10 protein-coding genes and 2 pseudogenes are annotated in these 12,683 nt (G+C 42.7%); 5 read left to right on the top strand and 7 right to left on the bottom strand.

Annotation, left to right across the window (positions count from 1 at the left end; translation table 11 throughout):
- Positions 1 to 112: 112 nt before the first annotated feature.
- Positions 113 to 286: pseudogene (locus tag UYC_RS40010) on the top strand (TetR/AcrR family transcriptional regulator); the annotation flags it as partial.
- Between the two features lie 462 nt (positions 287 to 748).
- Positions 749 to 988 (top strand): annotated as a pseudogene (locus UYC_RS39585) (IS1/IS1595 family N-terminal zinc-binding domain-containing protein); the annotation flags it as partial.
- Between the two features lie 25 nt (positions 989 to 1,013).
- Here the strand turns inward: UYC_RS39585 and UYC_RS0125600 are convergent.
- The 5 genes from UYC_RS0125600 to UYC_RS0125580 all read right to left on the bottom strand — a co-directional run bounded on the left by UYC_RS0125600 (position 1,014) and on the right by UYC_RS0125580 (position 7,418).
- Positions 1,014 to 2,090, bottom strand: a complete 1,077-nt coding sequence (locus UYC_RS0125600) for a tetratricopeptide repeat protein (RefSeq protein WP_016874443.1) — start codon at positions 2,088 to 2,090, stop codon at positions 1,014 to 1,016.
- Positions 2,091 to 2,380: 290 nt separating this feature from the next.
- Positions 2,381 to 3,094, bottom strand: coding sequence for a 16S rRNA (uracil(1498)-N(3))-methyltransferase (locus UYC_RS0125595; protein ID WP_016874444.1), 714 nt, complete (start codon positions 3,092 to 3,094; stop codon positions 2,381 to 2,383).
- Positions 3,095 to 3,100: 6 nt separating this feature from the next.
- Positions 3,101 to 4,150: a TIGR00341 family protein gene (locus UYC_RS0125590; protein ID WP_016874445.1), complete on the bottom strand. Its 1,050-nt coding sequence runs from the start codon at positions 4,148 to 4,150 to the stop codon at positions 3,101 to 3,103.
- Positions 4,151 to 4,274: 124 nt separating this feature from the next.
- Positions 4,275 to 6,188, bottom strand: coding sequence for a sulfite reductase, ferredoxin dependent (gene sir / locus UYC_RS0125585; RefSeq protein WP_016874446.1), 1,914 nt, complete (start codon positions 6,186 to 6,188; stop codon positions 4,275 to 4,277).
- A gap of 312 nt (positions 6,189 to 6,500) precedes the next feature.
- On the bottom strand, positions 6,501 to 7,418 hold the full coding sequence (locus UYC_RS0125580; protein ID WP_026087448.1) for an alpha/beta fold hydrolase: 918 nt from the start codon (positions 7,416 to 7,418) through the stop codon (positions 6,501 to 6,503).
- Positions 7,419 to 7,790: 372 nt separating this feature from the next.
- Between UYC_RS0125580 and UYC_RS0125575 the strand changes: the two genes are divergently transcribed.
- Positions 7,791 to 8,558, top strand: a complete 768-nt coding sequence (locus UYC_RS0125575) for a hypothetical protein (RefSeq protein WP_016874448.1) — start codon at positions 7,791 to 7,793, stop codon at positions 8,556 to 8,558.
- Between the two features lie 62 nt (positions 8,559 to 8,620).
- On the opposite strand, the gene UYC_RS39580 is transcribed toward UYC_RS0125575, so the two are convergent.
- Both UYC_RS39580 and ftsE read right to left on the bottom strand, forming a co-directional pair.
- Positions 8,621 to 8,767: a hypothetical protein gene (locus UYC_RS39580; protein ID WP_157171279.1), complete on the bottom strand. Its 147-nt coding sequence runs from the start codon at positions 8,765 to 8,767 to the stop codon at positions 8,621 to 8,623.
- A 55-nt stretch (positions 8,768 to 8,822) separates the two neighbouring features.
- Positions 8,823 to 9,569, bottom strand: a complete 747-nt coding sequence (gene ftsE, locus UYC_RS0125570; protein WP_016874449.1) for a cell division ATP-binding protein FtsE — start codon at positions 9,567 to 9,569, stop codon at positions 8,823 to 8,825.
- A gap of 338 nt (positions 9,570 to 9,907) precedes the next feature.
- Here ftsE and UYC_RS0125565 point away from each other — a divergent pair, with 338 nt between their 5' ends.
- Both UYC_RS0125565 and UYC_RS0125560 read left to right on the top strand, forming a co-directional pair.
- A complete protein-coding gene (locus UYC_RS0125565; protein WP_016874450.1) occupies positions 9,908 to 10,528 on the top strand; it encodes a pentapeptide repeat-containing protein in 621 nt (206 codons plus the stop codon).
- Positions 10,529 to 10,676: 148 nt separating this feature from the next.
- Positions 10,677 to 12,653 carry a DICT sensory domain-containing protein gene (locus UYC_RS0125560; RefSeq protein ID WP_016874451.1) on the top strand — a complete coding sequence of 659 codons (1,977 nt, stop codon included), beginning with the start codon at positions 10,677 to 10,679 and terminating at the stop codon, positions 12,651 to 12,653.
- The last annotated feature ends 30 nt before the right edge of the window (positions 12,654 to 12,683 follow it).

The raw sequence follows: 12,683 nt of genomic DNA, 5'->3' as shown, positions 1-12,683 counted from the left end.
TTGATATTTAGTGAAATCAACTATTAATTCTGTAACAAAAAGTCAGGGGTGCCTTGAGTTATGAAAGGCAAATTTACACAGTTATGGGGATGCGTGCTTAGAGGAAACGAAGATGGAGAATCAACTGGAACATTGGCAGCCACCGGAAACAGCAGAAGCAATTTTAGAGGCTGCCATGCAGGAGTTTTTAGAAAATGGCTACGCTTCCACAAGCATGGATCGGGTTGCAGTTGCAGTAGGGGTTTCTAAAGCAACAGTCTACAAATACTTTCAGGATAAAGAAAGATTATTCACTGCTGCGATCCAGAGATTTGTCCGAGAAAAGTTATTTAATTTTCAAGACTTGCGATCGCTTCAACCACAGCCTAGTCTTACCGTGCCTCGTTTAACAATAAATTTGCTATATCGTGTTATTGATGACCAGCAGCTTGTTAGATTTATTGTATTAATTCTTACGGAGTCTGGGCGTTTCCCAAACTTAGCGCGGGTGTTTGTTCACGACGTAGAAAAAGTAGTAATTGAGAATATAACTCAATACTTCAAGTCTGGCTCTGGGTACCAAATTCGCGAGTCAGAAGCAGCAGCCAGGGTTTTGATTGGAACATTAGTATATTTCGCGATCGCTCAAAATCTGCTCTATCGCAGTGATATTATTCCTGTAGAGCAAGAGCACCTCATTAATAGCCTGGTTGACTTTATTCGACCATTAAACAATATTAATGATTCTCAAGATTTAGATAATCAGAGGATAAAATGCCCTTACTGTGAATCGGGCAAATTTAGTAAGAACGGTCGCAAACGTGGTAAGCAAAATTATATGTGTCGCGATTGCGGTCGTCAATTTGTAGAATACTACTCTCCCAAAGGATATTCTGATGAAGTTAGAAAGCAATGTCTCCTGTTGTACCTGAATGGTATGGGTTTTCGTGCCATAGAACGGGAAACAGGCGTAAATCACAACACTATTATTAACTGGGTTAAACAAGCGTTATAAACAAACAATCTATCATGCTCTAGCTTGTGTACAGAGTCAAAAACACCAACCCGCTATACAAATGGAATGCTGTATCCCAATTAGTTTTTTCCCTCCGAAATAAGTGAAGATGAGGCTCAATATTATCTAGCACTTCTGTTTGATCTAGGGCTGTTTCTGCAAAAGTTGTGAAATCTGACCAAACTTTGACTTGAGGTAATTGCCGATCCATCAAAGAGAGTAGATTATTCCAATTCATTCTGATTGTGTTTTCGCTATTTTGGGGAGCTAATTCTACTCCTTTTTGAAACTTGTAACCTTGGTCATAAATTCGTAAAATACAACCTCTTCCAGGAATATGTAAATCGCAAAATTGGAAGTAATCTTGAGTTTGGGTTTTACGTTCTAATTTACCGCGTACATCTCGATCTACAACTTGTTCAAAAATAGGTAATAGTCCCTGTACTCGCCCTTTCACTTCTAACCAATCAAAGCAGAGAGAACCAAGTCGGTTATCTTGATTGCAACAAACAACTGTGACTTTTGGAGTATATTCTTCAAAATAGTTGACTTGAAAAACCTGAATTCTTTCTATATCTGCTAACTTTGCCCAAAAGCAGGGAATACCAGCATTCTTTAACTGCTCGCCATAAAATTTTAATTCTCCTATGGCACCACTGCGGTACAATCGCCAGCCTCGGCTAGGTAGCACTAGCCTAGCGCTGTAGGAGTCTAACTGCATAATTTGAGCTAGTTTTTGTGCAGCTTCGGTTTTCAGCTCATTACTGATGGGTTCTAAAATTAATACACCGAGTTCACTGTTGTCGGCATCAGCAGTCGCTTTGGTGATAGCGCGTATTCTTTCTTCTTTTTCAACTTCTTGCAAGCGTTGTAAACCCTGCCTTGCTTGCGTCACTATCTTAGCGTTAGTTGTATCGCGCAGCAGCCGTCGATAGATTTTTTCCGCTTCTTGCCGCTTTGCTGACACTTCATGCAAACGCCCAACATAAAATTGCACCCAAGGATTTTCTGGTGATTCTTTTAAAAGTTGTTTGAGTAATTTAGCGGCAGTGCGATAGTCTTTTTGCTCGAAAGCAGTGGCAACTAAATCAATCATGTATCAGTTTGTTATAAGAGTTTTAATTTTAGGATGCTTTATTTTCTGGTAATTCACCCTAGTTTCGCTTTTTAGAGAATGTTTGATAAGTATAATTTTATACTTATATTTGCGACTAGAAGTCGCGGCTACACAGACATGACGCGTAGCGTCTTCCCGGAGGGAAGGCAGCCTACGCGGGCTTAAAACCCTTAATTTTTCGTTAAGTTCGCGCAGGCGGACTTGGTTTGTGTAGTAGCGAATTATATTCGCCCAATACTTTTCAGACATCCTCTCAGGAGATATATCCTTTATACTTCATAAACTGCGGTAATCAAGGATAAAGCCACAATCGGAGCTGTAACGGCTCTTAGGATACGTTTTCCCAGAGAAACAGGTTGAAATCTGGCATGAAGTGCATTCTCAATTTCTGTTTCTGTCCATCCTCCCTCAGGCCCGATCGCGATCGCAATCTGGGATTTTGTGGGAACTCCATCAATAGCTGTTTTTAAATGAGGATAATTGCCTCGCGCTTCGCAAATATAACGATGAGTAGCTGTAGTAGATGCTACGGCACAACTAAAAGTAACTGGTTCTAAAATTGCAGGCACTATGGCACGCTCTGATTGTTCGGCAGATTCTTTGGCTATACGCCGCCAGCGTTCTAATTTTTGGGAACTGGGATGAAGTAAAGTGCGATCGCTCACTACTGGGGCAATATTAGCTACTCCCAATTCAGTACAATTTCTGACTACTTCGTCAAAGGCATTGCCTTTTGGTAAAGCTACAATGAGCGTAATTGCCACAGGTAACTCAGTTTCGACACAGAGCATTTCTAAAATCTTTGCTTGTGCCCCTGTTAGCTGTGCCAACCACCATTTACCCATCCCATCCATAGCAATAAAGCGATCGCCCTCGCGCAAGCGTAAGACTCTACAGAGATAATGCTGTTGCTCGGATGTCAGTATTATCTGTTCTTGCTGGAGTTGGGAGGAGGCGATCGTTATTCTTTGTAGTTGAGCCATGCTAATTTAAGTTCCGGGGGCAGGGGAGGAAAATTCTTGGATAGGAATAATCCGCACATTTAAATTGATCGGCCTTTTTAAGTTCTGTTCGAGAAAATCCCTAACTAAATCAACCTGATTTTCAGAAATAGAATTCAATGCAGTTGCTACTTCCAAATTAACTACAAGTCTTCTCCCTTGCCGTCTGATTTGAATATCGCGAATATCTGTACTAGAGAAGGTAATACTTTTACGGGATAACAAGTAATTAATACTACGACGTGCTTGTTCTTTTACCAGTACATTTTCTAGAGAAAAACCCAAGGGCAAACCCAAGAGCAATATAGCTCCAATGGAGATTATTAAACCTTGACGTGCTCGTTCTAAGGAGCCGTAGCGTTGAGCAATAAAAACTAGAGCACCGCTAAAAATAATACCAGTTAAGTTTGCCAAGAATAGAACAGTAGCACCAGTGGCAACTGAGTGTGAATTACTGCCTAAGCCAATGCCAACTACGCTTAAAGGTGGAACCAAGGCAACAGCGATCGCAACTCCTGGTAAAGCATCAGCAATGTTGCGGCGTGATTTGGCAAAAGCTCCGGCTCCACCTGCTGCTAGTGCAACCCCCAAATCTAGTAGTGTAGGACTTACCCGTCCCCAAATTTCCGAGCCAAAAGTTCTAATGCCTACTAGCTGGGTAATTACAAATGATGTGGCGATGGTGAGAAAAACTCCGGTGATGAGTGTAAATGTAGAGCGCTTGAGCAGGCGTTGATTTCCCAGCGCTATACTATAGGCGATCGCAATTATTGGCCCCATCAAAGGAGCAACTATCATCGCGCCAATAATTGTAGCCGCGCTATTAGCTAAGAGTCCTAAAGTAGCAATAATTCCAGATAGAGACAGTAAGATGTAGAAGTTCCACGAAGGAACTGCTCCCCTCCACATATTGCGGTTTAATCCTGCTAGCGGTATAGGCTTTTCCGCTAACCACGGCCATTCTCCACGATTTCCCTGCCAGAATTCAGTAATTTGTTGTTTGCTCCAAACACTGATTTTTTTAATCGCCAAGCGCATTTTGACTCCTTGCAGGGAATATCAATCTAAATAATAAAAAAGCTGCACCATTATTAATAATGCAGCAATTTTTATTTTTTCATCTATTTTTTGGCACTAATCTCACTTGAGAGAGAATTGAATCTTATTCTGCCTTTAGGTAAAGTTTGAGCGCTTCATCTACCAAATCTGTCATCGACTTGCCTTGGCGATCAGCAGCTTCCTTGAGCACATCATAAACATCATCTCTGACAGTGATGCGGTGACGTGCTTTACCTACACCGCCAACAGTTCGGGGTTTGTAGGAATTAGCAAACTCCCGAATTGCTTCAAAACCAACACGGTTGCAAAAATCCCCAAAGCTTTCACCCTTTTTGCGTGACTTCTTAAAGAAAACAAAAATCGGCTCCAGGAAAGTTTCCAAATCATTGATATGCAGCCTGTCGATGTAAGCTTCTGCCAGCCTCGTTTGATCGGGCGAACCACCCAACCATACTTGGTAGCTTTCGGGAGCACTACCAACAAAACCGAGTTCTGCCATATACGGGCGAGCACAACCGTTAGGACATCCAGTCATCCGCACCACAAAATGTTCATTTTTCAAACCTACTTTATCTAACAAAGTGTGGATGCGTTCTAAAAATCCCGGTATTGCCCGCTCTGATTCGGTAATTGCCAACCCACAAGTAGGCAAAGCGGGACAAGCCATCGAGTAGCGTGCTAATTGATCGATTTGTCCGGGATTAGTGACAACGCCGCGACTGTTAAGAATTTCTTCAATGGCTTGCTTGTTGTCGGGTTCAATATCATACAGGATCGCATCGTGGTTTCCTGTGAGCCGGATCGGCAAGTTATACTGCTCAACAATTTCTCGTAAAGCAGTTTTGAGTTGGAAGTTTCCTTCATCCTTGATGCGACCATTATCAATAGAAATACCTAAGAACAGCTTGCCATCGCCTTGTTCGTTCCAACCCAGGAAATCGCGGTATTTCCATTCTGGCAGTGGTTTAAACGGTTCCACTGGCTTGCCGAAGTATTCTTCGACTACCAACCGAAACTTATCAACGCCCCAATCGTGGATAAGATATTTTAGTCTGGCGTGACGGCGGTCTGTGCGATCGCCATAATCTCTTTGAGTGGCAACTATGGCTTTGACAAGATCGTAAACATCTTCCTTCGCTACATAGCAAATAGGATCTGCTGTTCTGGCAAAAGTTTCTTCTTTATTGTGAGTTCGTCCTAAACCACCACCAGCAAAAACATCAAATCCTGCTAATTCTCCCTCATCGTTAGTAATTACTACTAAGGTGAGATCTTGGGTATACAAATCAATCGAATTATCACCCGGAACTGTCACGCAAGCTTTAAACTTGCGCGGCATATAGTAAGTACCGTAGATTGGTTCTTCTGCGTCATGGAATATAGTCCCGGTTCCATTACGTTGCCTTGCTGCTTTGACTTCTGGGTTTTCTTCGGCGCTAATTGCCTTTTCTCCATCTAGCCAAATCTCATAGTAAGCACCTGTCTGCGGCGTCAGTAATTCCGCAATATTATTCGCGTATTCCCAAGCATACTGATATTCGAGCTTGTTTTTGAAGGGAGCCGGAGGTGCCATCACATTACGGTTCAAGTCGCCGCAAGCTCCCAGCGTTGAACCCATACTTTTAATGATGGCGGCAATAGCTGCCTTCAGGTTTTTCTTTAAAATTCCATGTAACTGAAATCCTTGGCGAGTAGTGGCACGCAATGTATGATTGCCATACTCATCAGCCAGCCGATCCAAAACTAGATAAAGCTGCGGCGGCACATAACCTCCTGGGTTTTTTGTCCGCAGCATGAACTGATAATCTTTCTCCTGTCCTTTGACCCGATTATCGCGGTTATCCTGCTGATAAGAGCCGTGAAACTTGAGGATTTGTACCGCATCTTCACTAAAATGTGTTGTATCCTCAAGTATTTCTGTCGCGACAGGTTCGCGCAGAAAATTACTGCGTTCCTTTAGTCCTTCTACTTTGGAAGGCTTACGGCTAGCGATCGGTGGAGGAGCAGATTTAACCATTGCAGTTGTTATAGTATTCTCAACGAAGCATCAATAACTGCCGAAGCCTGGATTTATAAAGCATCCATTCGGCTTAATTAATCCCAGTAACCCGGTCGGAATTAGGAAGAATAGTCCGATTCTAACATGACAAAAAGCTGGCTTTGTCAGCGATGCAACACTTAACAAACCCAGCGATATTACTAATAAATTATCAGGTATTAGCTACTTTTTAGTGGCTGCTTGCAAAACTGCTGCTAGAAGTAGACTGTGTAGGCATTCCGGAGTTACATAACTCCATATCAATATAACGGTCAACGGTGAATTGAGTTATCAATAAGTCACAGATGTTGGCGATTCACTCAACAAAGATAAATATTTTCTGATGAAACCAATTGTGACTGCTGGCAATTCCAACTGGGGTGTTAATCCGACATCTTCTAATTCTTGAAAGAATTTTATCGCTTGTGGATTTAATTGAGCAAGGCGGCGACCAACTTCCAGCCCGGTGAATTGTGACTTTTGTCCCCAAATTATGGCAGTGGGAATTGTTAGCTGTTGAATATAAAGCGACAAATCAAAGCTCAAGTCACCACGTACAAATGATAGTGCTGCGTATTCCGCATTTGGCTGTTTCGCAGATTCTAGGTAAGCTTGCACAATTTCTTCATAGACTCGATTCGGCTTGGCAAATTGGCGTTGCTCCAAGAAACTGCGAATACCCGCTTCAGTAGCAACCCCAGTACTGTAAATCAATTGATCGAGGATGGGAATGCCAATCAATTGGGCAAACAAGCTGCGGGAGTTTTGCCCAAAATCAGCTAATCCGGCTGGTGTGGTGAGAATTAAGGATTTGAATAATTCGGGGTGGGCGATCGCTAATCGAATTGTAAAGGCTGCGGTTAAAGAAGAAGCAATTACTGTTACTGCACCGTTACAAGTCTGCTGCAAAAACTCGCGGATCGTTGTCAGATAATCTTCAATTGTGTAATTGCGGGCTGGATGTGAGGAAAACCCCCAACCGAGCAAATCCGGTGCGAGAATACGATATTCAGCCGCAAATGCTGGATAAACTTTTGACCATTCATACGCAGAAGAGCCACCACCAAATCCATGTAGAAATACCAAAGTTTCCCTGTCTTGGCTGGCAGTCATCTCATCTTGCCAAGGTGAGCCAACGGTAGTATAATACATCATTCTGCCTAATGAAGTAATTACGGAGCTTTGTTCAAATCCTAGTGGCTGAAACATAGGCATTAGTTATTAGTCATTGGTCATTAGTCATTGGTAGGGGAGGCAGCGCGCCCTTGGAGGTTAAGCGGAGCTTTCGGATTCTCCGGCTCCGCTCCGTTGTAGCAACTGGCGTGCGGGTTTTTTTGATTATCTTTGAGTCAAAACAGATAATTTATCTTCTAAACCCGCCCGTACAGTGGTTAGTTGTTTATTGCATGAGTTTTATTTCTGTTTTCAGCTTAAAACTTTAAAAACTCGATGATAAAATCTGTGGCACATCCTCTAGCTCGTGTATTCTAGGTAGAGGCTGTTGTTCAGTCTATATACATCTGTCAAAAAGATGTAAAAAATATTACAACTAATAAATTTACAAACAAGTGGGTAAATACCGTGGCACAGGCTTCGTCTTCTTGGCAGCAAGTAATTAACCAGATTTTTAACGGGATGCTTCCAGAGTTCAAGTTAAGAGCCACAAAAAATATAGCTCTAAAACGCTTCCAAGGGCCAGGAGGCGTGCTTGGATTTCTGACAATAGCGATCGCGATGCTGTTGTGGAATTGGAAGCTGCTATTAGCTAGCAGTGTAGGTGTTGGGATAATGATATCAGCTTATTCGATCCAGGGTTGGAACTGGCAGTTACGCTGGTCTGAGATTCAAAAATTTTTAAACAGCCCCAGCTGTAGGTTAGCGATCGCAGTCACTAGTGGTGGAATCGCTTGCGTAAGCACGTATATGGCAGCTGCTATCTGGTTTGATGCCAAAAGTCCTTGGATTGCTACTGGTTTGATTGTGCAAGGTTTAGGGATACTATTAACTTTAAGTTTAGTAGTGTGGCAGATAGTTAACTTTTATGGTTTTCAAGAGGAAAATCAATTAGATCGGTTAGTAGAAAACTTAACAGAAAAAGATCCGCTCAAGCGCCTAGTAGCGGTACGTCAAATTACGAAATTGGTTACTCGTAAGCGCGTTGACTTTTGTGAACAGCAAAGCATTGCCAACTGCTTGCAAATTCTTCTGCGCCAGGAAGAAGAACCAGCAATTAGAGATGCAGTTTTTCAGAGTTTGCAAGCTTTAGAACAATTACAAATGCTTTCACCAACAGCAACAGCAATTAAAATACCGACCTACACTAAAAGTAAGAGTCGCGTTAGTAGTTAATGGTTGAGCATCAGTCACTGACTACTGGAGCACAGGGGCACCAGGAGCAGGGGAGAGAATCACTAACCACTAACTACTGTACGGGCGGGTTTAGAAGATAAATTATCAGTTTGAACCCAAAGACAATCAGCCAAACCTGCACGCCAGTCGCACTCGACGCGCTTAACCCGACGCCAGGTGCTACAAGTCGGCAGAGCGCAAGGGCGCACTGGCTCCGCAACGCGCTGCCTCCCCTACCAATGACTAATGACAAATGACTAATAACTATATTTGATGTAACTGTCCATTCCGAACTTGGATGACGCGATGATTGCAGCGCCGCACTAACTGTTCATCGTGAGTTGTAACAATTACAGTTGCTCCGAAGGAGTTCAACTTTTGGAAAATCTGCATTACTTGCCAGGAATTGTCAGGATCGAGATTTCCCGTTGGTTCATCAGCTAAAATCAGTGGCGGTGTTCCGACGATCGCTCTTGCTATACCTACTCGTTGCTGTTCTCCTCCAGAAAGTTGATCGGGGAAGCAATCAGCTTTCTTCAGCAAACCTACTAACTTTAAAGTCGGTTCTAGACGCCGTTGAATTTCCTTGCGAGTGTACCCTTGTGCCTGCAGCACGACAATCACATTTTCTGCGACTGTGCGCTGAGGAATTAATTTGTAGTCTTGAAAGACAATGCCGATGCGTCGTCGCAACAACGACAAGCGATCGCCCCGCAAAACTCCTAAATTACATTGATCGACTATTACTTCTCCTTGTGTTGGTATCTCCTGTCCGTACAGCAGTTTCAAAAGCGTAGATTTACCAGAACCACTTGATCCTGTAACAAACAAAAATTCTCCCTGTTTCAGGTACAAATTCACATCTAAAAGGACACTATTTCCTTGGGCATAGGTTTTGGTAACAGAACGCAATTGCACCATTGCCGCAGCACTAGTACTGGGCTGTTGAGTGTCGCTGTCTTGAAGATGAACAGATTTTTCAGTTGCTGCCTTTGATACTACTGCTGGCATTGCTGATATTTCCTCACACCCTGAATTAGTTACAAAATAAGGATTCCCAGTTACAAACCAGGAATCTTACTTCACACTCAAAATTGTCTACAAAATCTAGTGACAGATATTTTTTCCATGTCAAATCTATAATTTTTTCTTATAGTAAGTGCTGACTACAAACTATGTGTAGCTCCAATTTTAAGAATTAGCACCAAACACGATGTTGCTACTTTGGTTGTCCTAGTGGCTCTAAATTTGGCTGCGTTTATGCACAACGATGATTGGCTTATTTTTTAATTTTTGTTATATTTATTTACATAAGTTTACAAACTGAGAAAGTTCCAGTTGTAAAGATCATGGATGCTGATGACATTCTCAAACACCATAGTGCAGGTAACAAGGATTTTTTACAGGTCAGCTTACGACAGGTAAATTTAAGTGAAATCTGTTTAGCTGGGATTAACCTGGGGCAGGCAGACTTGAGTGGAACTAATCTATCTGGAGCTTCTTTGTATCGAGCTAATTTAAGCGAAGCAATTCTGGAACAAGCAATCTTATGGAGAGCTGATTTGAGAGAAGCTTTATTAATTTGGGCTTGTTTGAGCAAAGCTTGTCTAATTCGAGTAAGGCTTACAAAAGCCGATTTGCACAGAGCGAATTTGACAGAAGCAGATCTGCGGGTAGCCGATTTGCGCTATGCAGATTTAAGCAATACAAATCTCGAAGGTGCAGATCTGCGCTATGCCGATCTCACTGGTGCCAATCTAGCAGGTGCAAATTTGAGTAAGGCAGATCTAACTGGTGCAAATTTAAGTAAAGCAGACTTGTATAATGTCAGCATGACCAAAGCCATTTTGTCAAGAACTGATTTACGCCATACAGACTTAAGTTGTATTAATCTTGATGAAGTTGATTTGGGTGATGCCTATTTGAGTGATGCTGCTTTGCCTGATTCAATTCTGTATAGAGCAGGATGATATTACACTGCTAGATGATATCATTCATTCATAACATTGATTGTGGGCGATCGCAGAATCATGATTTTGGAGGAGCAAATTATTTTTGTAGCTCCATAGTATTAGCTTAGAAACTTGTAAAAGAAGGCGGCTCTAAAGCTTGTCAGTGATGAAGAGTGCCAGTTCCCTATTGCAGGATTTACTTCAAACTCTACCGCATCTGCGTCCTCAGATTTATTTCAAGGCTTCCCTCACAGCGCTTTCTCACGCCATGGAAGACTTGGTGCTGGTAGGGAAAGACAAACCTTTGGTGATTGCTAATTTTCAGCAGGAGCGCTTTTATCGTCAGGAGAGCCGTCGCTATCGGCGAATTGCCCAACGCACAAATCAGGTTTACGTTCTAGCTGCACGAGAGTCTGATTTTGCAGCAGTTTCAGTTCCTTATGCCACCATTCCCCTCGATCCAAAGGATGATTTAGCACAGGAATGGCATCTGATTATTATTGGTCAAAAGTATGCTGCCTGTATAGTTGCTCTTGAATTCGCTTCCCCAGTAGACGCAGCGGCGCTGGATCAAGCAAGACAATTTAAAGGAATTTGGACTTTTGATCGTCAGGTTAGTATGGTTGCAGCTGGGTTATTACTGGATAAAATTCTAGTTTATCGACCGGAATTGGCTGCTGCTGTTAAGCGATCGCAAAAGCGCTACGGTTTATCTTCAAAAGCTTTGCCTGGAGTAGAAAGCGATCGCATACTCGAAATTGATGCCAGATTATTTACCGATCGCCTGGTAACGTATTTGCAATCTAGCCAATACAAACAGCTCAAAGCCTATCGCACGATTACAAAAAAAGAGCGCAACGAACGGTTAATTAATCTGATCACCACCGCTATCCGTAGTTCTTTAAAACCGGAAGAGGTTTTCCAGATTACAGTGAGAGAATTGGGGCAGTTGTTTAGCCCTTGTCGTTGTCTGCTTTATCCGTATCAAGTCAGTGAAGTGCCAGCGCCGATTGACTATGAATGGGTAGCCTTTGATTTTCCGGCGATGAAAGGAGAAAATTGGTCATTAGCAACTCATCCGCTGTTTCAAGCTGCTTTAGTTGGCGATCGCTCGCTTGCTATTTCCGACACTGCACAAGACTTGGGCATACGAGCAGATCCACAATTAAGCTCTCAATTAGAGCGTTGGCAGATTCGCTCTTGCTTGCTAGTGCCAATCCGCTATCAAGGAATCTGGGTGGGCATATTGGAACTGCACCATTGCGGTGACTCTGCCTATGTTTGGAGTGATTCCGAGCAGGCTTTGGTAGAAGCGATCGCTACCTCTGTGGGAGTTGCCCTGATCCAAGCTCAAGCTTACCGCAATTTAGAAACTCTTAACCAGCAACTAGCAGCTCTAGAACGTACTCAAAGTAATCTGATTGCGATCGTAGGGCATGAATTGCGAACTCCCCTATCTACGATCCAAATTTGTTTGGAGAGTTTAGTTAGTGAAGGGGAAATGCCACCAGAGATGCAGCAGTCAATGCTGCAAACTGCTTTAACAGATTTAGAAAGAATGCGGCGGTTGATCCAGGATTTTCTTACCCTCTCTCGTTTAGAAGCAGGCTCGATGCGCTGGCAGATAGAGCCAATTTCTCTACAGGTAAGTCTAGACTTAGTTTTAGGAAGCCTTAAAGAACGCTTATCAGTGCAGCCAATACCTCAGATTGTTCTGGAGTTACCACCAGAATTACCCTTAGTACAAGCAGATGGCGAAGGATTGATAGAAGTATTAACAAAGCTGTTGGACAATGCTTGCAAATTTACCAAACCCGATGGCAAGGTAACAATTCGCGCTCAAGTTATCAATCTTGAAACAGAGTTAGTTACTTCGGTTTCTTCTCAAAGAAAGCTAAAGTTGCAAAGGATGTTAGAAGTCATTATTGCAGATACAGGTCGGGGAATTGAGCCAAATCAGCTCGAAGCCATTTTTCAACGTTTTTATCAAGAAGAAGGTTTTCTGCGGCGTACTATTGGCGGTACTGGATTGGGCTTGGCTATTTGTCGTCAAATTATTCAAAAGCTAGGTGGAGAAATTTGGGCAACTTCTGGGGGTAAAAATCAGGGTAGCGAGTTTCATTTTACGTTGGCGATCGCCTAAAATGACGTGTTTAGCAAAATTTTACCTGGA

This window comes from Chlorogloeopsis fritschii PCC 6912 (assembly GCF_000317285.1).
Classification (GTDB): Bacteria; Cyanobacteriota; Cyanobacteriia; order Cyanobacteriales; family Nostocaceae; genus Chlorogloeopsis; species Chlorogloeopsis fritschii.
This window is presented reverse-complemented; position numbering and strand designations above follow the sequence as displayed.